Source organism: Blastococcus sp. SYSU D00922 (assembly GCF_054050495.1).
In genome coordinates, this window is record NZ_JBJGZL010000024.1 from 1 (window position 1) to 20,423 (window position 20,423).

Below are 20,423 nucleotides of genomic sequence, written 5' to 3' on the forward strand. Positions count from 1 at the left end.
CCCCCCCCCCCCCCCCCCCCCCCCCCCCCCCCCCCCCCCCCCCCCCCCCCCCCCGCCCCCCCCCCCCCCCCCCCCCCCCCCCCCCCCCCCCCCGGGACGACGTGGTCAGGGCTGCTTCATCTGCGCGATGCGGATGTGGTTGCCGAACGGGTCGCGCAGCCCGAAGTCGATCCCGTAGGGCTGGTCGACCGGCTCCTCGGTGATCTCGACCCCCTTCGCCTTGAGCTCGGCGTGGGTCTTGTAGGCGTCGTCGCAGGCGAAGAACAGGTGCCCGCCGGCGACGCCCTTGGCGATCGCCTCGCGCACGGTCGCGGCGGTCTCCTCGCTCATCGACGGCGCCCCCGGCTTCTCGAGGAGGACGGCGCGGTCGGGCTGGCCGGGCAGGTTGACGGTGAGCCAGCGCATGGGGCCGAAGTTCATGTCGGCCTGGACCTCGAAGCCGAGCTTGCCGACGTAGAAGTCGAGCGCGGCGTCCTGGTCGGGAACGTAGATCTGGGTGATGGTGATGGAGGTCAGCATGGGGAGAACGCTAGGGAGGGTCACTCCCCCGGTGCTTCTCCGAAACTGCTCGGTCTGGCCCACCGCATGGCGAAGCAGGTCGGCACCGGCGGCAGCGGCCCGCGCTGCCGGTAGACCGAGGGTGGCTCCCCCACGATCTCGCGGAACACGCGGCTGAAGGTGCCCAGGCTGCTGAACCCGACGTCCATGCAGATGTCGGTGACGCTGCGGTCGCCCGAGCGCAGCAGGAACATGGCCCGCTCCACGCGCCGCCGCTGCAGGTAGCGGTTCGGCGTCTCGCCGAACGTGGCCCGGAACGTGCGGATGAAGTGCGCCTCGGACACGTGCGCTATCCGCGCCAGGGTGGGGACGTCGAGCGGTTCGGCGTACCGCGCGTCCATGGCGTCGCGCGCCCGCAGCATCCGCCGGTTCGAGTCCTCGACGGCGCCGCTCACGCCCCGATCAGATCAGACGCGGACGCCGCGCTCCGCGAGCCACGGGATGGGGTTGATCCGCTCGCCGTCCTCGCCGCCCCGGTGCACCTCGAAGTGCAGGTGCGGACCGGTCGACTGACCGCGGTTGCCGAGCAGGGCGATGGTCTCGCCGGCCTCCACGTACTGACCGGGCTCGACGAGGATCGAGTCCATGTGGCCGTAGACGGTGACGTCGCCGTTCTCGTGGAGGATGTAGACCGCCAGGCCGAAGCCGCTCGCCGCACCGGCACGCAGGACGACGCCGTCACCGGCCGCGTACTCCGGCGTGCGCATCGGCGCCGCCAGGTCGATCCCGTAGTGGAAGGTGCCCCACCGGCTGCCGAAGCCGCTGGTCAGCCGGGCGCCGTTCACCGGCAGCACGAACTTGGGCCGCGCGGCCTCGCGGGCCTGCGCCTCGGCCTCGGCGCGCGCCGCGCGGGAGGCGGCGACCTCCTGCAGCCGGGCCTGGGCCTCGGCCACGGTGACCGACGCCTGCGGCTTGACCTCGAGGCCCTCGTCGCCGCCGAGCAGCTCCTGCTGGGCCTCCAGCACCGAGGTCGCCTCCGCGGACGCCGCCGGGGCGCTGTGCAGCCCGAGGCCCGCGGCCGCGACGCCGCCGGCGAGGAGGGCGCTCAGCAGGAGCGCAGGCCGGCGGGCCACCTTCGGCGTGGAGCGGCGACGGGCGGGAGCGCCGTGACGGGCGGCCGGGCGGGCCGCGGTCAGGAGGTCCGTGGGGGCCTCGGAACGTGCGCGCATGCACCTGCCCGTTCGTGTGCGGAGGAGGAGCCGGAGGGGAAGTTCGGCTGCCGCCCATCCAAACATTCCGTGACCTGGCCGTAACCCGGAGTACGGCGCGTCGGTGGTGACACGCCGTGCGAGCTGCCACACACGTCCCACGAGTCACAGGCGTTACTCACACCGGTGTCATTCCGGGGCCCTGTGGAGGCTCACGGAGCGCACACGGTTGTGCTCCTGCCCACACGCACCCGCCCTCGTACACCCGAGCGGGTGGCGATGGGGTTTGACGGTCGCCGGCACGGGGCAGTCTGGTCCTCCGGCGTGAAATCACCGCGCCGCTCCCGCGTCTAACGATTCGGCGTCCGGTGAGCGGATGGGCGTCCGAGCCATTGCGCGGGAGACCGCCGGACCCGTGTACTGCTGATCACCGTCGGCCCGAAACTGGGACGGCTGCGATGAGCCGTGCCCAGAGACGACCAGACGGAGGGATGCGTTGACCCAAGCGGAGATCTTTCCCCTCCCCCAGAGCCCGGGCCTCGCCCCCGCAGAGCTCCCGACCGCACCGACGGCCACCGAGATCGCCCTCGCCGACCTGCCCAACGTCGTCGCCTCGGCCACCTCCATCCGGCCCCTGGCCGACCGGACCCTCGGCCAGCACGACGAGCAGTTGATCGTCCCGACCTACGACCGCGCGTCGTTGACCCCCGCCGTCGTGCACTTCAGCGTCGGCGGCTTCCACCGGGCGCACCAGCTCCTGTACTTCGACGACCTCGCCGAGCGCGGCATCAGCACCGGCTGGGGGGTCGTCGGCGTGGGCCTGCACAGCCGGCACATGAAGGACGCCCTGGCACCGCAGGACCACCTGTACACCGTCGTCGAGCGCAGCCCCGACGGTGAGCGCGCCCGCGTCGTCGGCGTGATGCTCGACTACCACTTCGCGCCCGACGCCCCCGGCACGGTGCTCGACGTCCTGACCGATCCCCGCACCCGGATGGTCTCGCTGACCATCACCGGCAACGGCTACCGGCTGTGCCCCCAGACCGGCACCTTCGACGCCGACGACGCCGACATCCGGTGGGACCTCGCGGAGACCGACCGGCCGCGCACCGTCTTCGGGTTCATCGTCGAGGCGCTCGACCGCCGCCGCCGCGCCGGTCTGCCCCCGTTCACCGTCGTCTCCTGCGACAACATGCACCGCAACGGGGACGCCGCACGGTCGGCGATCGTCGGCTTCGCCCGGCTGCGCGACGAGGTGCTGGCCCGCTGGATCACCGACCGGGTGTCCTTCCCCAGCAGCATGGTCGACCGCATCACCCCGCACACCACCCCGGAGCAGCGGGAGGCGGTGGCCCAGCGCTACGGCGTCGACGACAACTGGCCGGTCATCACCGAGCCGTTCTCGCAGTGGGTCATCGAGGACGACTTCTGCAACGGCCGTCCCCCGCTGGACGTCGTCGGCGTGCGCTTCGTCGAGGACGTGGCCCGCTACGAGCTGATGAAGACGCGGCTGCTCAACGCGAGCCACTGCGCCCTGGGGTACCTCGGCTCCCTGGCCGGGCACGCCAGCATCGACCGCGTCATGGCCGATCCGCTGCTCGCGGAGTACGTCGAGCAGCTCATGGACGTCGAGGTCACGCCGCTCCTGCCCCCGCCGGACGGCATCGACCTGACCGAGTACAAGGCCACGCTGCTCAAGCGGTTCGCCAACCCGGCCATCGCCGACCAGCTCTACCGCCTGTGCCGGCGGGGCTCGACGAAGATGCCGCACCACCTGCTGCCCTCGCTCCGCGAGGCGCTCGACACCGGCCGGCCGCACGCCCTGCTCACCGTCGCCGTCGCCGCCTGGTTCCGCTACCTGCGCGGGACCGACCTCGAGGGCCGGCCGGTCGTGATCGACGACCCGCGCGCCGACGAGCTGCGGGCGCTCGCCCGCGCCGGCGGCACGGACCCCCGGCCGCTCCTCGGCGTCCGGTCGATCTTCGGCGACCTGGGCGACGACCCCGTCTTCGTCGCGGAACTGACCGCCGCGCTGGACCGTCTGGAGCACGACGGGGTGCGCGTGGCCGTGGCCGCGGCGCTGCACCCGTCCGGCAGGTTCCGCCCATGAGCCACCACGACCCGAGGGAGATCCCACCGATGCCGCCCGTCCCGACGCAGCCGCTCGAGCAGGTGCGTTTCCTGCTCTGCGACGCCGACGGCAACCTCTTCCCGTCCGAGGAGCCCGCCTTCGACGCGTCGGTCGAGGTCACCAACGCCTTCCTCGCCTCCATCGGCAGCGACCGCCGGTTCACCGCCCCGGAGCTCCGCCTCGCGGCGACCGGGCTGAACTTCCGGACGACGGCCCAGCGGCTGGCCGCCGAGGCCGGCGTCCCGGACGCCGACGTCGAGCCCTGGGTCCAGGAGGAGAAGCGCGCGGTCACCGAGCACCTCGGCCGCACGCTGCGCCCGCACGCCGAGACGTCGGCGGCGCTCGAGGCCATGGCCGCGCACCTGGAGCTCGCCGCCGTGAGCTCCAGCGCGCTGGCCCGCCTCGCCGCCTGCTTCACCGCGACCGACCTCGACGAGCTGATCCCACCGGCCCGCCGGTTCAGCGCCGAGGACTCCCTCCCCACGCCGACCAGCAAGCCCGACCCCGCCGTCTACCTGCACGCCTGCGCGCAGCTGGGCATCCGGCCGGAGGAGGGCCTGGCGGTCGAGGACTCGCTGCCCGGCGCGCAGTCCGCCGTGGCGGCCGGCTGCCCGACCATCGGCAACCTGCTGTTCGTCGCCCCCGAGGAGCGGGCCGAGCGCGCCGCGGTCCTGGAGTCGGCCGGCGTCCTCGCCGTCGTCTCCTCGTGGCAGGAGATCGCCGACCTGCTCCTCCCCGTCCTCGTCCGTCGCGACGACGACCTGCTGACGACGGGAGCGGCCCGGTGAACATCGTCTACAGCGCCTTCCGCGGCCACTTCTCCGACAGCCCGCGCGCCATCTACGAGGCGCTGCTGGCCCAGGGTTCCGACGGCCCGGCCGCGGGCGCCACGCACACCTGGCTGGCCGCGCCGCACCTGACGGACACCTTCCCCGCCGACATCACCACGGTCGAGTTCGGCAGCCCCGAGTGCATCGCCGCGCTCGAGGGCGCCGACGTCGTCGTCTCGAACGACCACATCCCGCTCGACTGGGAGAAGCGGCCGGGCACGACCTACCTGCAGACCTGGCACGGCACGATGCTCAAGCGCATCCACAACGACGTGCTGTGGGCGCCGGAGGGCCGGCTGTCCTACCTCGAGCAGGACATCGCCCGCTGGGACCTGCTGCTCTCGCCCAACGCGGTGTCCACCGAGCGCCTGCGCAAGGCGTTCGGCTTCACCGGGCCGATCCACGAGACCGGGCTTCCCCGCAACGACCTGCTCAGCTCCCCGCAGGCCGGCGAGGTGCGCGCCGCCGTCCGCGCCGACCTCGGCATCCGCGACGACCAGAAGGTCGTCCTCTACACCCCGACCTGGCGCGACGACCTGGTGTTCAACAAGACCGGGCCGCAGGACTTCGAGTTCGCCATCGACCTCGACGACTTCGGGAAGCGGCTGGGCGAGGACCACGTGCTGCTGCTGCGGCTGCACAACATGGTCATGGACCGGCTCGAGATCACCGAGGGCTCGGCGGTGCGCGACGTCTGCAGCCACCCCGACATCCGCGACCTCTACCTGGCCGCCGACCTGATGGTCACCGACTACTCGTCGACGATGTTCGACTTCGCCATCACCGGCAAGCCACTGCTCTTCTTCACCTACGACCTGGACTACTTCCGGGACGAGCTGCGCGGCTTCTACTTCGACCTGGCCGAGGCCGCGCCGACGCCGCTGCTGCACACCAGCGAGGAACTCGTGGCGGCGATCGCCGACATCGACGCGATCGCGGCCCGGACGGCGGACCGGTACGCCCGGTTCCGCCAGGAGTTCACCCACCTCGAGGACGGCGCTGCGACCCAGCGCGTCCTCGACCTGCTCTTCCCGTCCGGCGCACGGGGCGCCGGCTGGACAACCGAGGGAGATGAGAACCGTGCGGACCTCTGACCGAGTTCTGAGCAACGTCCTGCGTGGGCGGTCCACCTCCCGATCTACGCGGCTGCAGCCGGCCCAGACGCCGCTGCAGGTGGTCATCCTCGCGGCCGGCATGGGCACCCGCCTCGGCCGCGACCACCCGAAGCCGCTGACGCCGCTGCACGACGGGCGCAGCATCCTGCAGCGCCAGCTCGACGGCCTGCGCGCCGTCCTGGGCGCCGAGGTACCGATCACGGCGGTCGTGGGCTACCGCTGCGAGATGATCATGCAGGCGGCGCCGGACCTGACCTTCGCCTACAACCCGGACTTCGCCACGACCAACACCTCGAAGAGCCTGCTCCGCGGCCTGAGCAACTCGCACGAGGGCGGCGTCCTCTGGCTCAACGGCGACGTCGTCTTCGACCCGGCGGTCCTGGAGCTCGCGCTCCCGTGGCTGCGGGCCGACCAGAGCTTCGTCTGCGTCGACACGAACACCGTGGCCGACGAGGAGGTCAAGTACACGCTGGACGGCGACGGGTTCGTGCGCGAGCTGTCCAAGACGGTGGTCGGCGGGCTCGGCGAGGCCGTGGGCATCAACTTCGTGTCGGCCGCCGACAAGCCGGCGCTGGTCGAGCACCTGGGCGCCTGCGACCTGCAGGACTACTTCGAGCGCGGCATGGAGACCGCGATCGAGCAGCGGGGCCTGCGGTTCCGGCCGCTGGACATCTCGCAGTTCGCCGCCGTCGAGGTCGACTTCGAGACCGACCTGCACCGGGCCAACAGCCTGCTGCCCGGCCCGCTCAACCACGTGGTCGACGACGTCGCCGCGGTGGCCGAGGTCGGCTGAGCCCGTCGTCCGGTCCCGGTCAGCCGACCGGGACCGGACGCCCGGGGCCGGAACCGTCGGAGGGCGCCGGCGACTCCCGGAAGCGGCGGACCGCCGCGATCCCGCCGACGACGAACCCCGCGCCGAGGGCGAGCAGCAGGGCGACCGCCACCCGGGCCAGCGCCTGCGGGCCGTTCGACAGCACGTTGGCCGTCCACAGCACGTCGACGTCGGGCAGCCCCTGCACCAGCAGCAGCCAGCCGAGGACGACGGCGAACAGCCCGGTCATCGCGCCCCGCCCGCGCCGGGAGGCGCGGAAGCCGAGGACCCCGACCAGCACCGCCGTGAGCGCGGGCAGCAGAGCCGAGACGATCGCGCCGGCGTGCGAGGAGACGCTCACCGGCGGCTCGGGCGTGGCGGCCGCGTGCCACAGCGCGGCGCCGGCCCCGACCAGCAGCAGCACGCCGAGCGGGCGCGGGCCCCGGGCGAGCAACCCGGCCGCGACCGCCAGCAGCGCCAGGACCGCGTAGGCGGGCCAGACCAGCCAGGGCGACGGCGGCGGGGTCCACGTCAGCTCGCCGGTGACCGCCACGTCGGTGCCGTCGTGCACGAGCGGGACCGTCCACTCGAAGACGGTGTGCGGGCTGGTCGGGTCGGCCGCGACCGCAGGGGGCAGGACGTCGGCGCTCATCCAGTGCGTCCGGTGGTCGTGCCAGACGTAGGCGGGGTCCGTGGACACCCGCACCCAGTCCGGCTCGGCCCCGCGCTCGGCGTGGTCGGGCAGGTCGACCTGGGCGTACCTGTCGAGGTTGATGTAGGTGGCCGGGCTGTTGGCGTTGCGCCACACGCCGTCCGGGCCGATGCGCAGGTAGGGCTCGCCGTCGTACCCGGGGACGGAGACCTCGCTGCCGGTCTCGTTGACCAGCTCCAGCTCGTCCCCGAACTGCAGGACGCGCACGGTGAGGCCGGGCACCTCCGGCGTCACGGCGAGCACGCGGGCGTCGTAGTCGCTGCCCGCGGCCCCGCCGCCGACGTGCGCCGCGGCCGGGCCGGCGACCGCGAGGGCGGCCAGCAGGCCCGCGAGGACGACGAGCAGCCGGGCCGCCGCCCGCGTCACGCCCCCTCCGCGACCAGTCGCAGGTCGTCGGCGATGTCGCGCGAGGTGTTGCCGGCGTCGAACGCGACGTGCGCCTCGTCGTCGGAGCCGTACAGGAGCAGCAGCGAGGAGTGCAGCCGGCCCTGGTCCTCGGCCAGCGGCACCCCGGTGGACAGCTGCGCCTGGTCGATCGCCTCCTGGTCCCCGGTCAGCCCGGTGAAGGCGACGGGCAGGTCGGCGTCGAAGCGGTCCAGGTACTCCCCCAGGACCTCGGGGGTGTCGGTCGCCGGGTCGGTGGTGACGAAGACGACCTGCAGGTCCTGCACCACCGCGGCGTCCAGGCCGCGCAGGGCGACCGCGACGTCGGCCATCGTGGTCGGGCACACGTCGGGGCAGTTCGTGTAGCCGAAGAACAGCAGGGTCGGCTTGCCCGCGGTGAGGGCCGTGAAGTCGAACGCCGCCCCGGTCGTGTCGGTGAGGGTGAACTGCGGCCGGCGGTAGGGCTCGGCCAGGTCGAGCCCCGCGTACTCGTCGTCGGGACCCTCGACCGCAGCAGGTGCGTCGGAGTGGTCGTGCCCGCCGGCGTGCGGTTCGCCCTCGGCGGTCGCCTCGTCACCGCACCCGCTGAGGAGGACGACGGCGGCCAAGGAGAGGGCCGTCAGCGCGGGACGCAGGCGGCCGCCGAGGGCGGAGCTCACGAGGACACGGTACGTCGCGTCGCCCGCCAGCCGAGGACGACACCGGCGATGCCGGTGAGCAGCGCCAGGATGGCGAGGAAGAGCGCGAGCGCCCCCGGCGACTCCTCGACCGCGGCCGCGTGGTCGTGGTCCTCCTCCGCGGCGGCCGGGGCGTCGGCGGTGTCGCCCGATGCCGCCGAGGTGAGGCTGAGCACGGGCGCGGGGCTCTCCGGCTCCTCCTGACCGTCCACGGTCGGCTCGATCCACGCGGCCTCGGTGCCGTCGCTGTAGAGCTGGACGGTCGGGAAGGACAGCTGGTCGGCGTCGGGGAACGGGCCGCCCGACAGCGCGAACTCCTGGAACTGGCCGGGGCCGATGCCGGCTCCCTCGTCGGCGCGGAACTCGACGACCGAGACGTAGGAGGTGATCTCCTGGCCGTGGTTGTCGATCGGCTCGTCGAGGTCGGCCGTGGTCAGGGTCGCCGTCCAGCCGGGCATCGGCTGGGTGCGGAGGGAGGCCAGCGCGGCCTCCTCCGGGATCTGGATCCGCAGACCGACCGTGCTGGCGGTGTCGCTCTCGTTGGGCACCCGGAAGGTGAGCTTGCCGTAGCCGCCGGGGGCGGCGTCCTGGCTGGCCACGGTGACGTGCGCCGACGCGCTCGCCGCGACGACGACGGAGGCCGCCAGGGCGGTCAGCAGGGCCACGACGACGACGACCGCACGGGTGAGCGGGCGGGGCAGGGCTGTGGCACGCGGGGACATGGAACTCCTGTTCATCGGGGGTCTGGGGGATCCGGCGCTGCAGGTACGAGTCAGCGGACCGGGAACTCGGTACGGGCGGTCGTGGCGGTGAACTCGTCGAGCCGGACGCTCACGGCGAGCGTCCAGGTGCCGGCGCCCGGGATGTCCATCCCGTCGCTGACGTAGTGGCCCGGCCCGGCGCCGGCCAGCTCGACGTCGAGCGGGCCGATCTCCTGCGACGGCTCGGTGAGGGTCACCGTGATCCCGGCGGGCTGGGTGGGCCGCCCCTCGTCGTCGAAGAGGTAGACGTGCAGCGTGTTCGGCCCCGGTCGGGCCGGGTCGACCGAGATCTGCACGCTCCCCGACGGGCCGTTGCTGCCCTGCAGGGGCAGCAGGACGTCGACCGGCTCGGCGACGGCGGAGCGGGCGGGTGGCGTGCCGACGAGGACGGCGGAGAGAGCCAGCACCACGGCCGCGATGGCGAACTCCACGAGCACGGACCGCCGCAGGGCGGGGACGTGCTCCACGGCCGACTCCGACTGCAGCCGGCCGCGCAGGTCCGCCGCCTCCTCGACGGCCGGCTCCGGTGCGGCGCCGTCCCCGCCGCTGGTGGCGGCGAACGCGTGCGCCGTGAGGGTGCGCCGGCCGCCCGGCCGCGGGTGCCGGACGCCCAGGCGCTGCTGCACCCAGACGCGGGAGACGCCGGCAACGGCGAGCAGGACCGCGACCAGCACGAGCTTGCCGACGAGCACCCAGCCGTACGTCGTGGCGAACAGCGCGGTCGGCGACTCCACCTCCCGGACCGCCTGCACGGTGCCGGTCACGACCAGCGCGCCGACGGCGCCGAACGCCAGGCGCGACCACGGCGGGAGCACCCGGGCCAGCTCCTCACCGGAGGTCGTCGGGCGCAGCACGACCGCGAGCAGGCCGGCCAGGCCGCCCAGCCACACGGCCATGCCCGCGGCGTGCACGGACGCGACGACCACCGCCAGCCCCGGCCACGGTCCGGCCACCGGGTGCCCGATCGCCGCCGTCGCGACCACCAGGCCCAGGGCGAGCACCCCGGCGGCGACCGTGCGCGCGGTCGACGGCGGGGTGCCGCGGCGCCAGACCGGGCGCAGGACCAGCGCGAGGGCGACGGCCAGCACCGCCCGGGCCAGGAGTGTCCAGCCCGCCTCTGACTCGAGGGTCGCCGAGAGCAGCGACGGGTCGAACGCCGAGCCGATCCCGGACGCCGCCGCGTACGGGCCCTGCAGGAGGAAGGACAGCACTGCGGAGCCGGCCACCGCGATCGCCCCCCACGTCGCCAGGCGACGCAGCCGGTCGGAGGCCCAGCCGCCCGGCCAGCAGCAGAGCGCCAGCACGGGCACCCCGACTACGAGAGCGAGCCCGGCGAAGCCCAGCCAGCGGCTGATCGGGAGCGCGGCGGCGACGAGCGGGTCCGTGGGGTCGTCGGCTCCCGCCCCGGCGGTCGACACGAGCTCGCCGTCTCCCACGACGAAGGAGTAGGCACCGGAGATCGGGTGGGAATCCGCCGATACGACCCGGTAGGTGACGAGGTAGCCGTCGTCGGCCAGGCCGTCCCGCAGCGGGATCGTCAGGACCCGCCCGTCCACCGCGGCCGCACCGGTGTCCACCCGTTCGCCGTCGGAGCCGAGCACCCGCGCGTAGCCGGCGCCCAGGGACACACCCTCGCTGAACTCGAGGGTCACCTCGGAGGGGACCGAGTCCAGCCGGGCGCCCTCCCCCGGATCGGTGGACTCGAGCGTGGCGTGCGCGGAGGCGGGCGGCGCGGAGACGACGCCGCCGGCCAGCCAGCCGGCCAGCAGCGCGACGACGACGAGCCAGGAGCGCCTCACGCGGGGACCCGGCGCCCGGACAGGGCTCGCACGGTGCGCCGGCGGCGTCCTCGCCAGGCCACGGTGCAGACGAGGAACACCCCGGCCAGGAGCAGGAGGTGGGCCACCGCCCGCTCGGCGTGCACGTGCCCGGAACCGAGGTCGGCCACGGTCACGGGCAGCAGCAGCGCGGTGAAGGACACCAGGACGGGCAGCGCGCCCGCGGCCAGGCGGGGGGACGCCGCGACGGCCAGGAACGCCGCCGCCACCGCGAGGTTCCACGCCCCGGTCTCGTGGGCCATGTGCACCGGGGCGCTCATGGCGCCGGCGCCGGTGAGCAGGACCGGCAGGACGAAGGCCGCCTGGGCGACCCCGACCGCGAGCAGCGCCAGCCGGAGCGCGGAGTCGGCGAGCCGGGTGCGGGCCGCCGCAGCGGCGCCCGGGAGCTCGCGGGGCAGGGCGCCGAGCACCGCGGCGGTGAGGTCCGGCACGGCGGGGGCCGCGGCCAGGCGGGCGCGGCGGGTCACCACGGCGGCCTCCCCGGCCCAGCCCGCGCACCCCGAGCAGGTGGTGAGGTGGTCGTCGAGCTCGCGGGACGGCATCCCGAGGGCTTCACCGTCGAGGCGGGCGGAGATGGCCTCGCGGTAGGGAGAGCACGTCATGACCCATTGGTCGTCGCCGGACCGCGTACGGTTCCCGGGCGGGTGGAAGTTCTCCGCCGCACATCCCGGAGCACCCCCCGCGACGAAGATCGGGACATGGACGACCTGGAACGCATCACGGCCGACGCAGCCGAGGGCGACCCGCTCGCGGCGGCGGCGCTGGTGCGCGCCACCCAGTCCGACGTGTGGCGGCTGTGCGCGGCTCTCGGTGACGGCCAGAACGCCGACGACCTCACCCAGGAGACCTACCTGCGGGCCTTCGGCTCGCTGCACCGCTTCGAGAACCGCTCGTCCGTCCGCACCTGGCTGCTGGCGATCGCCCGGCGGGTCTGCGCCGACGCCGTCCGCTCCCGCCGCCGCCGGCGCCTGACCCTCGTCCGCGACGCGGGAGACCTCGAGGACCTCTCCCCCACCCGCGGCGGCGACCCGGTCGCCGAGGGCGCGGCCGTCGACGACCTGCTCGCCCGCCTCGACCCCGACCGCCGCGAGGCGTTCGTCCTCACCCAGCTGCTCGGCCTGCCCTACGCCGAGGCGGCCGAGGTGGCCGGCTGCCCGGTGGGCACCATCCGCTCGCGGGTCGCGCGGGCCCGCGCGGATCTGATCGGTTCCCTCGGCGGGGTGACGGACGACGCCGCCGAGGGCGACGCCGCTCACGCCTGAGCCGTCCGGCGCGACCCGTTACAGCGACGGCACCTAAGCTCATCCACGGCCGTGCGTCGTCACCTGGACGACGCCGTCCGTTTCCCCTTCCGATACGGAGCCGACGCGTGCCCTTCAGCCTCACCCCCAAGGACTCGAGCTTCTACCCGCTGTTCACCGCCTCGGCGGAGAACCTGGTAGCGGCCACCGACGTCCTCAGTGAGTTCATCCACGACCACGCACGTCGCAACGAGCTGGCCGACAAGCTGCGCGACCTCGAGCACGCCGGCGACCAGACGACGCACGCGATCTTCCGGCAGCTCAACAGCAGCTTCGTGACGCCGTTCGACCGCGAGGACATCTACGCCCTCGCCAGCAACCTCGACGACGTCATGGACTTCGTGGAGGCGGCCGCCGACCTCGTGATCCTCACCGGCCTGGGCACCCTGCCCGCCGAGATGAGCCAGCAGGTCGCCCTGCTCCAGCGCTGCGCCCAGACCACGGCCGAAGCCATGCCGCGACTCCGGACGCTCAAGGACCTCTCCGACTACTGGATCGAGGTCAACCGCATCGAGAACGAGGCCGACAAGCTCTACCGCCGGCTGCTCTCGCGCCTCTACAGCGGGGAGTTCGACGCGCTCGAGATCCTCAAGCTCAAGGAGGTCGCCGACCAGCTGGAGGAGGCCGCCGACGCGTTCGAGCACCTCGCCAACGTGGTCGAGACGATCGCCGTCAAGGAGTCCTGACTCGGTGGACGCCGCCTTCGTCGGTCTGATCATCATCGTCCTGGTCGCCCTGGCGTTCGACTACACCAACGGCTTCCACGACGCGGCGAACGCCATCGCGGTCGCCGTCTCCACCAAGGCGCTCACCCCGCGGGTGGCACTGGCGCTCGCCGCGGTGATGAACCTCGTCGGAGCCCTGCTCTCGACCGAGGTGGCCAAGACGGTGGGGGCGGGGATCATCGACCCGCCCGAGGGCAACAACGGGCTGGAGATCGTCTTCGCCGCGCTCATCGGGGCGATCACCTGGAACCTGATCACCTGGTGGTACGGGCTGCCCTCGTCGTCCTCCCACGCGCTGATCGGCGGGCTGGTGGGGGCGGCCCTGGCGGCCGCCCACTCGGTCCAGTGGATGGGCGTCCTGGACAAGGTCATCGTCCCGATGATCCTGTCGCCGCTGGTCGGCTTCGGGCTGGGCTACCTGTTCATGCTGGCGATCCTCTGGGCGTTCCGCCGGGCGTCGGCCACCCGGGCGAACCGCGGCTTCAAGTACGCGCAGATCGTCAGCTCCGGCACCATGGCGCTCGGGCACGGCATGCAGGACGCCCAGAAGACGATGGGCATCATCACGCTGGCCCTCTTCACCGCCGGCGAGATCGACAGCTTCGAGGTGCCCTTCTGGGTCGTCCTGGCCGCCGCGGGAGCGATCAGCGCGGGCACCTACGCGGGCGGCTTCCGCATCATGCGGACCATGGGCCGGCGCATCATCCAGCTGACCCCGGCCGGCGGGTTCGCCGCGCAGACGGTGGCCTCCAGCGTCATGGTGACCACGGCGACGGTGTTCGCCGTCCCGGTGTCGACGACGCACATCACCACCACGTCGATCATGGGCGTCGGGGCGACCCGGCGGCTGTCGGCGGTCCGCTGGGGCGTCGCAGGCAATATCGTCGCCGCGTGGGTCGTCACGCTGCCGGCAGCGGGAGCCGTCGCAGCCGTGGCCTACTTCCTGACGGACCTCGTCGTCGGCTGAGCCGCACCCCGTGACGGTCGAGCGCGAGGGCTCCGCGGTCGCACTGGGCACCGCCCCGGGCCGGTGGCTCGTCGTCGTCACCGTGCTCGCCTCCGGCATGGCGTTCCTCGACGCGACCGCCGTGCAGGTGGCGCTGCCGGCCATCGGCGAGGAGCTCGACGCCCCGCTCTCGGGCCTGCAGTGGACCGTCAACAGCTACACGCTGACGCTGGCCGGGCTGATCCTCCTGGGCGGCTCGCTGGGCGACCGCTACGGACGACGCCGCATCTTCGTGCTCGGCGTCGTGTGGTTCGCCGCCGCGTCGCTGCTCTGCGGGATCGCGCAGACGACCGGGCAGCTGGTGGCCGCCCGGGCCCTGCAGGGCATCGGGGGCGCCCTGCTGACGCCGGGGAGCCTGGCGCTGATCCAGTCGTCGTTCCGGCACGGGGACCGCGGGCGGGCGATCGGGCTGTGGTCGTCGCTGTCGGGCATCGCGGGCCTGATCGGGCCGTTCCTCGGCGGCCTGCTCGTCGACGCGGTGAGCTGGCGGCTGGTGTTCCTCATCAACGTGCCGTTCGCCGTCGTGATCGTGGCCGTCTCCGGGCGCCACGTGCCGGAGAGCCGGGACGAGCGGCACCACGGCCGGTTCGACGTCGCGGGGGCGGTCCTGGGGGCGCTGGCGCTCGGCGGGATCACCTACGCGCTGATCGCCGCGGAGGACACCTTCGCCCGCGCCGACGTGCTCGTGGCGGCGGGGATCGGTGTCGTGTCGGCCGTCGGGTTCGTGATCCGCGAGCGGCGGGCGCCGGACCCGATGCTCCCGATGGGCGTCTTCGCCGACCGCCAGTTCACCGGTGCCAACGTGGCCACGTTCGCCGTGTACGGCGCGCTCGGCGGCGGAGGCCTGTTCGTCGTCCTCCAGCTGCAGAACGTGCTGGGCTACGGGGCCACCGCCGCGGGGGCGGCGATGCTGCCCTCGATCCTGCTGATCACGCTGCTGTCGCCCCGCGGCGGCGCGCTCGCCCAGCGGATCGGGCCGCGGCTGCCCATGACCGTGGGACCGCTCGTCGTCGCCGTGGGCACCTTCCTGCTGGCCTTCGTCGACGGGAGCGCCCCCTACGTGGTCGAGATCCTGCCGGGTTCGGTCCTGCAGGGGCTCGGGATGGCGCTCACCGTGGCGCCGCTGACGGCCACCGTGCTGGGCGCCGCGCCGGATGCCATGGCGGGCGTCGCGAGCGGGGTCAACAACGCGGTCGCCCGGGCCGCCCAGCTGCTCGCCGTCGCGGCGCTGCCGGTGGCCGTGGGGTTGGGCGGTGACGACTACGCCGATCCCGTCGCGTTCACCGACGGCTACCGCATGGCGCTGATGATCTGCGCGGCGCTGTTCGCGATCGGCGGCGCGGTGTCCTGGGCGACGATCCGCAACGACGTGCTGGAGCCCTGATCCCGCATCCTGGGACCCGACGTTGCGAATGTCGATCGATCTGGTAGACATAGCGCCGTGGCGGCGACGACTGTGCTCCTGGTGGGGCGCATCCATGTCGATCTGCTGCGCGTCTGCACCGCGACCTGTCCGGGCTGCTGACTCCCGCCCCTGACGGCGCACCTCCTCCGCTCCACCCCTCCCCCGTTCGTCCCGCTCGGCCGCGCCTGCGCGCGCCCGCGGTCCCACCAGACTCGGAGTCACCCCCGTGAAGACCCTCGTCCTGCTCGCCCTGGTCGGCCTGGGCGCGCAGCTCGTCGACGGCAGCCTCGGCATGGCCTACGGCGTCACGTCGACCACCCTGCTGCTCGCGATCGGCACCAACCCGGCGGCCGCGTCGGCCACCGTGCACCTCGCGGAGATCGGCACGACGCTCGCGTCCGGCCTCTCGCACTGGAAGTTCGGCAACGTCGACTGGAAGGTCGTCGCGAAGATCGGCCTGCCCGGCGCGGTCGGCGCGTTCGCCGGCGCCACCTTCCTGGCCAGCCTCTCCACCGAGGTCGCGGCCCCGGTCATGTCGCTGATCCTGCTCGCCCTGGGCGCCTACATCCTGGTGCGCTTCACCCTCCGCGGCGTCGACCGGCGGCACCTCGGCAAGCCGATGCGCAAGCGCTTCCTCGGCCCGCTGGGTCTGGTCGCCGGCTTCGTCGACGCGACCGGTGGCGGCGGCTGGGGCCCGGTGGGCACGCCCGCCATCCTGGCCAGCGGCCGCATGGAGCCGCGCAAGGTCATCGGCTCGATCGACACGTCCGAGTTCCTCGTCGCGCTGGCGGCCAGCCTCGGCTTCCTCTTCGCGCTGGGTTCGCAGGGCGTCAACTTCGCCTGGGTCGGCGTCCTGCTGGTCGGCGGCCTGATCGCCGCGCCGATCGCCGCCTGGCTGGTCCGCCACATCCCGCCGCGGATGCTCGGCTCGCTGGTCGGCGGCATCATCGTGCTGACCAACACGCGGACCCTGCTGAAGAGCGACTGGATCGGCGCCGAGGACGGCACCCGCTACGCGATCTACGCGGTCATCTACGTCGTGTGGGCCGCCGCGGTCGTCTGGTCCTTCCTCGAGTACCGCAAGGACCGCGCGCTGGAGTCCGCCGACGCCATCGCCGCCGAGGCCGCCCGCAAGGCGGAGCTGGAGGCCAACGTCGCGCAGGACGTCCCCGTCACCGAGCAGGTCCCGGCCGGCCGGCCCAGCGCTCCGCGCGACTAGCCCACCGACGCGACAGGAGGCCCCGTCCGGCAGCTGCCGGGCGGGGCCCTTCGCGATTTCTGCACAGAAAGCTGTCAGTGGTCGGCGAGGAGCTGGGCCTCCAGCTCGGGCGGCACGCCCGGCTCGCGGCGGTGGCCGCCGGGAGGGAGCGGTGGGCGCCCCGCCGAGCGGAGCCACGCCCACGTGTCGGCCACCGTCTCCTCCAGCGGACGCGTGCGCAGCCCGAGCTCTCGGGCCCTCGTGGTGTCGACGTCCCACGTCGTGCCTGCTTCGTCGGCGCGCAGCCAGAGCGGCAGGTGCACCCACTCCTCGACCCCCGCGGCCAGCAGGTCGGCCTCGGGCACCGGTACCCACTCCGCGGCCGAGCCGGCGACCTCCCGGCAGGTCTCCAGCAGACCGCCGAGGGTGGTCATGCCCGTCGGGCCGGTCGCGCTGACCGCCCCGCCCTGCCCCCGTTCGGCCATCTCGACCAGCCAGCCGGCCAGGTCGCGGGCGTCGACCAGGCCGATCGGCAGGTCCAGCCCCTCCGCGGGGACGACGACGCGACCACCCCGGCTGATGCGCTTGAGCCACCAGCCCAGCCGGTGGATGTTGTCGTACGGGCCGACGATCAGCCCGGCCCGTGCGGTGAGGAACCCGGCTCCGACTGCCGCCCCGATCTCCCGCTCGGCGAACGCCTTGACCGGCCCGTAGGTGTCCTCGTCCGTCGTCCAGGTGGGCTCGCCGTCCTCGGGACCCAGGGGGCCGGGTGGCCAGTTCGCGTAGGCGTTGAGGCTGCTGACGAACGCGTAGCCGTGCACGCCCCCGAGCACGGCGGCGGCGTTGCCCGCCGCGGCGCGGGTCTGGCAGGACGTGTCGACGACGAGCTCCGGCGCCCAGCCGCCGAGCGCCGCGGGGAGGGCGGCAGGGTCGTCGCGGTCGCCGTGCAGCGCGCGTGCGCCCTCGGGCGGGGCCCCCGATACCCCGCGGCTGAAGGTGGCGACCTCGTGGCCGCGCTCGAGCGCCGCCGTCACGACGTGCCGGCCGAGGAAGTGGGTACCGCCGAGGACGAGGAGTCGCATGGCGCCACTCCAGCCGAGCCGCTCCCCCGCCGTCCAGCCGGTTCGCGGGAGGCGTAAGCCGGGTTAGACCGCCCGGCGGTACTCGGGGACCTGCGGGAGGGGCGTCGAGCGGGCCGCGGCGAGCACCATCTGCGGCGAGCGGGGCAACCCCCGCCGGGTGCACAGCCGCAGGGCGCGGGCGCCGGTCAGCACGTCGGTCTCCGGCGGCACCACGAGCAGGTCGGCCCGCCGCGTGCCGCCGTCCCACGTGAGGCAGACGACGCCGGGGTCCATGCTGCGGAAGCCGCCGGTCCGCACCAGCCGGCCCTGGACGACGAGCTTGCGGGCGACCGGGGCCCACGCGTCGAGGGCGTAGGTGAAGCGCTCGACGCGCAGGCCGCGACGGTCGAGCTCCGCGATCAGCTCGGGCAGCTCGACGGCGAGGTCGCGGCCGCGCGGGAACCACGCCCCGTCGAAGGCCGACGCCCCGTCACCGGCGTTGTCGCGAAGACTCACCCGGACATCGATCCCGCCCCGGAAACCCGCCTCCGGAACCGCTCGGGTGATCGTCGTCATCAGCGCTCGGCCGCCTCTCCTCGCTCGACCGGCCCGCGGCGCACGGACCCGATGCCACCGTACGGAGAGGCCGGTGCGGCGCCCGGGGCGGACGGGGCGGGCGGGTCGCCGCCGTCCGGCCCGTCGTCACCAGGCGTGCCCGACTGGCCACACCCGCCCGGACGACGACGGCCCCCTCCGGTGATCCGGGGGGGCCGTCGGTCAGGCGGTTCAGACGGGCTTGGGCTTGCGGTTCTTGGCCTTGCCGCGCTCGGTCTGGTCGAGCACCACCTTGCGGATGCGCACCGTGGCCGGGGTGACCTCGACGCACTCGTCCTCGGCGCAGAACTCCAGCGCCTGCTCGAGGTTCAGGATGCGCGGCGGGATCAGGCGCTCGAGCTCCTCGGAGGTGCTCTTGCGCATGTTGGTGAGCTTCTTCTCCTTGGTGATGTTCACGTCCATGTCGTCCGGACGGGAGTTCTCACCGACGATCATGCCCTCGTAGACGTCGGTGCCCGGCTGCACCATGAGCTGGCCGCGCTCCTGCAGCGAGAACATCGAGTACGTCGTCGCCACGCCCTGGCGGTCGGCCACCAGCGAGCCGGTCGGCCGGGCGCGCATGTCGCCCAGCCACGGCTCGTAGCCCTCGAGGTTGTGGTTGAGGACGCCGGTGCCGCGGGTCTCGGTGAGGAACTCGGTGCGGAACCCGATCAGGCCGCGGGACGGGACGATGTACTCCATCCGCGCCCAGCCGGTGTCGTGGTGCACCAGGTTCTCCAGCCGGCCGCGCCGGACGGCCAGCGCCTGGGTCAGCGTGCCGACGTACTCGCCCGGGGTGTCGATGGTGACCCGCTCGACCGGCTCGTGGAGCTTGCCGTCGATGGTCTTGGTGACGACGGTCGGCCGGCCGACGGTGAGCTCGAACTCCTCGCGCCGCAGCTGCTCGACGAGGATGGCCAGCGCCAGCTCGCCGCGGCCCTGCATCTCCCAGGTGTCGGGGCGCTCGGTGGGCAGCATGCGCACCGAGACGTTGCCGACCAGCTCCTGGTCGAGGCGGTTCTTGATCAGGCGGGCGGTGAGCTTCTTGCCGCTCTTGCCCGACAGCGGCGAGGTGTTGATGCCGATGGTGATCGAGATCGAGGGCTCGTCGACGGTCAGCGGCGGCAGCGGGCGCGGGTCGTTCGGGTCGGCGAGGGTGTCGCCGATCATGACGTCCTCGATGCCGGCGATGGCGACGAGCTCGCCCGGGCCGGCGCTGTCGGCCGGGGTGCGGGTGAGGCCCTCGGTCACGAGCAGCTCGGTGATCTTGACGTTCTTGATCGTGCCGTCGGTCCGGCACCAGGCGACCGTCTGGCCGTTCTTCATCTCGCCGGAGTGGATGCGCAGCAGCGCCAGCCGGCCGAGGTAGGGCGAGGCGTCGAGGTTGGTGACCTGCGCGCGCAGCGGCTCCTCGGCGTCATAGGTCGGCGCGGGGATCGTGTCGAGCAGCGTCTTGACCAGCGGGCCGAGGTCGGGGCTGTCGGGCGACTCGCCGTCGTTCGGCCGGGTCAGGGACGCCTGACCGGTCTTGCCGTTGCTGTAGACGATCGGGAACTCGAGCGCGTCGACGTCGAGGCCGGAGTCCTCGAGCAGCTCCATGAACAGCTCGTAGGTCTCGTCGACGACCTCGGCGATGCGGGCGTCGGAGCGGTCGGTCTTGTTGACCACGAGGATGACCGGCATCTGCTTGGCCAGCGCCTTGCGGAGCACGAACCGGGTCTGCGGCAGCGGGCCCTCGGAGGAGTCGACCAGCAGCACGACGCCGTCGACCATCGACAGGCCGCGCTCGACCTCACCACCGAAGTCGGCGTGGCCGGGGGTGTCGACGATGTTCACCGTGACCGGGTTGCCGGCCTCGTCGGCCAGCCGGATCGCGGTGTTCTTGGCGAGGATGGTGATGCCGCGCTCGCGCTCGAGGTCCATCGAGTCCATGACGCGGTCCTGCGTCGTGTCGGCGTCCGTGCCCTCACCCTTGGCGCGCCCGAGGGCGCCCGCCTGGCGGAGGAGGGCGTCGACCAGGGTGGTCTTGCCGTGGTCGACGTGGGCGATGATCGCCACGTTGCGCAGGTCGTCGCGGGTGGGCATGCGGAACGGCACCTCAAGGGGGTTTCGGGGATCCCGCGGCGTGGGCACGCGGCATCTCATGTAACGGCCGCCGGCCCGGCGAC

Annotated in this window: 20 protein-coding genes; 9 read left to right on the forward strand and 11 right to left on the reverse strand. The window is 73.6% G+C overall.

Annotated features, from left to right (window positions below):
* Positions 1-105 precede the first annotated feature (105 nt).
* The 3 genes from ACI78T_RS20360 to ACI78T_RS20370 are packed head-to-tail and all read right to left on the reverse strand — an operon-like array spanning position 106 to position 1,727.
* Positions 106-519, reverse strand: coding sequence for a VOC family protein (locus tag ACI78T_RS20360; RefSeq protein WP_456559955.1), 414 nt, complete (start codon positions 517-519; stop codon positions 106-108).
* 20 nt (positions 520-539) lie between these two features.
* Entirely contained in the window at positions 540-953 is a 414-nt protein-coding gene (locus tag ACI78T_RS20365; RefSeq protein WP_456559956.1) for a helix-turn-helix domain-containing protein, read from the reverse strand.
* 12 nt (positions 954-965) lie between these two features.
* The gene (locus tag ACI78T_RS20370; RefSeq protein WP_456559957.1) at positions 966-1,727 is read right to left on the reverse strand and encodes a M23 family metallopeptidase; all 762 of its coding nucleotides are present in this window, start codon (positions 1,725-1,727) and stop codon (positions 966-968) included.
* A 475-nt stretch (positions 1,728-2,202) separates the two neighbouring features.
* Between ACI78T_RS20370 and ACI78T_RS20375 the strand changes: the two genes are divergently transcribed.
* The 4 genes from ACI78T_RS20375 to ACI78T_RS20390 are packed head-to-tail and all read left to right on the forward strand — an operon-like array spanning position 2,203 to position 6,575.
* Positions 2,203-3,816 (forward strand): mannitol dehydrogenase family protein, encoded by a 1,614-nt coding sequence (locus ACI78T_RS20375; protein ID WP_456559958.1) that lies wholly within the window; start codon positions 2,203-2,205, stop codon positions 3,814-3,816.
* A 29-nt stretch (positions 3,817-3,845) separates the two neighbouring features.
* Positions 3,846-4,625 carry an HAD family hydrolase gene (locus ACI78T_RS20380; RefSeq protein WP_456559959.1) on the forward strand — a complete coding sequence of 260 codons (780 nt, stop codon included), beginning with the start codon at positions 3,846-3,848 and terminating at the stop codon, positions 4,623-4,625.
* Entirely contained in the window at positions 4,622-5,761 is a 1,140-nt protein-coding gene (locus tag ACI78T_RS20385) for a CDP-glycerol glycerophosphotransferase family protein (protein WP_456559960.1), read from the forward strand. Before ACI78T_RS20380 ends, ACI78T_RS20385 begins: the two co-directional genes overlap by 4 nt.
* A complete protein-coding gene (locus ACI78T_RS20390; RefSeq protein ID WP_456559961.1) occupies positions 5,748-6,575 on the forward strand; it encodes a phosphocholine cytidylyltransferase family protein in 828 nt (275 codons plus the stop codon). Before ACI78T_RS20385 ends, ACI78T_RS20390 begins: the two co-directional genes overlap by 14 nt.
* 19 nt (positions 6,576-6,594) lie before the next feature.
* Here the strand turns inward: ACI78T_RS20390 and ACI78T_RS20395 are convergent, their stop codons facing one another.
* Genes ACI78T_RS20395 through ACI78T_RS20415 form a run of 5 tightly spaced genes read right to left on the reverse strand, consistent with a single transcriptional unit; the run spans position 6,595 to position 11,567 of the window.
* Positions 6,595-7,671, reverse strand: coding sequence for a hypothetical protein (locus ACI78T_RS20395; RefSeq protein ID WP_456559962.1), 1,077 nt, complete (start codon positions 7,669-7,671; stop codon positions 6,595-6,597).
* Positions 7,668-8,348: an SCO family protein gene (locus ACI78T_RS20400; RefSeq protein ID WP_456559963.1), complete on the reverse strand. Its 681-nt coding sequence runs from the start codon at positions 8,346-8,348 to the stop codon at positions 7,668-7,670. The genes ACI78T_RS20395 and ACI78T_RS20400 overlap by 4 nt, the downstream gene beginning before the upstream one ends.
* Positions 8,345-9,088, reverse strand: a complete 744-nt coding sequence (locus ACI78T_RS20405; RefSeq protein WP_456559964.1) for a YcnI family copper-binding membrane protein — start codon at positions 9,086-9,088, stop codon at positions 8,345-8,347. The genes ACI78T_RS20400 and ACI78T_RS20405 overlap by 4 nt, the downstream gene beginning before the upstream one ends.
* Before the next feature lie 50 nt (positions 9,089-9,138).
* Positions 9,139-10,926, reverse strand: a complete 1,788-nt coding sequence (locus tag ACI78T_RS20410; RefSeq protein ID WP_456559965.1) for a copper resistance CopC/CopD family protein — start codon at positions 10,924-10,926, stop codon at positions 9,139-9,141.
* Positions 10,923-11,567, reverse strand: a complete 645-nt coding sequence (locus ACI78T_RS20415; RefSeq protein ID WP_456559966.1) for a zf-HC2 domain-containing protein — start codon at positions 11,565-11,567, stop codon at positions 10,923-10,925. Before ACI78T_RS20415 ends, ACI78T_RS20410 begins: the two co-directional genes overlap by 4 nt.
* Positions 11,568-11,663: 96 nt before the next feature.
* Here ACI78T_RS20415 and ACI78T_RS20420 point away from each other — a divergent pair, with 96 nt between their 5' ends.
* The 5 genes from ACI78T_RS20420 (at position 11,664) to ACI78T_RS20440 (ending at position 16,621) form a co-directional block, all read left to right on the forward strand.
* Positions 11,664-12,227: a sigma-70 family RNA polymerase sigma factor gene (locus tag ACI78T_RS20420; RefSeq protein ID WP_456559967.1), complete on the forward strand. Its 564-nt coding sequence runs from the start codon at positions 11,664-11,666 to the stop codon at positions 12,225-12,227.
* A 107-nt stretch (positions 12,228-12,334) separates the two neighbouring features.
* Entirely contained in the window at positions 12,335-12,952 is a 618-nt protein-coding gene (locus tag ACI78T_RS20425) for a DUF47 domain-containing protein (protein ID WP_456559968.1), read from the forward strand.
* A gap of 4 nt (positions 12,953-12,956) precedes the next feature.
* Positions 12,957-13,958, forward strand: coding sequence for an anion permease (locus ACI78T_RS20430; RefSeq protein WP_456559969.1), 1,002 nt, complete (start codon positions 12,957-12,959; stop codon positions 13,956-13,958).
* Between the two features lie 10 nt (positions 13,959-13,968).
* A complete protein-coding gene (locus ACI78T_RS20435) occupies positions 13,969-15,381 on the forward strand; it encodes an MFS transporter (protein WP_456559970.1) in 1,413 nt (470 codons plus the stop codon).
* Between the two features lie 247 nt (positions 15,382-15,628).
* On the forward strand, positions 15,629-16,621 hold the full coding sequence (locus ACI78T_RS20440; RefSeq protein WP_456559971.1) for a sulfite exporter TauE/SafE family protein: 993 nt from the start codon (positions 15,629-15,631) through the stop codon (positions 16,619-16,621).
* Positions 16,622-16,695: 74 nt separating this feature from the next.
* Here ACI78T_RS20440 and ACI78T_RS20445 read toward each other — a convergent pair whose 3' ends face one another.
* The 3 genes from ACI78T_RS20445 to typA form a co-directional block, all read right to left on the reverse strand.
* Positions 16,696-17,682 carry an NAD-dependent epimerase/dehydratase family protein gene (locus ACI78T_RS20445; RefSeq protein ID WP_456559972.1) on the reverse strand — a complete coding sequence of 329 codons (987 nt, stop codon included), beginning with the start codon at positions 17,680-17,682 and terminating at the stop codon, positions 16,696-16,698.
* Positions 17,683-17,745: 63 nt separating this feature from the next.
* On the reverse strand, positions 17,746-18,177 hold the full coding sequence (locus tag ACI78T_RS20450; RefSeq protein ID WP_456559973.1) for a DUF5994 family protein: 432 nt from the start codon (positions 18,175-18,177) through the stop codon (positions 17,746-17,748).
* Positions 18,178-18,447: 270 nt separating this feature from the next.
* Positions 18,448-20,340, reverse strand: a complete 1,893-nt coding sequence (typA, locus tag ACI78T_RS20455) for a translational GTPase TypA (protein ID WP_456559974.1) — start codon at positions 20,338-20,340, stop codon at positions 18,448-18,450.
* Between the last annotated feature and the right edge of the window lie 83 nt (positions 20,341-20,423).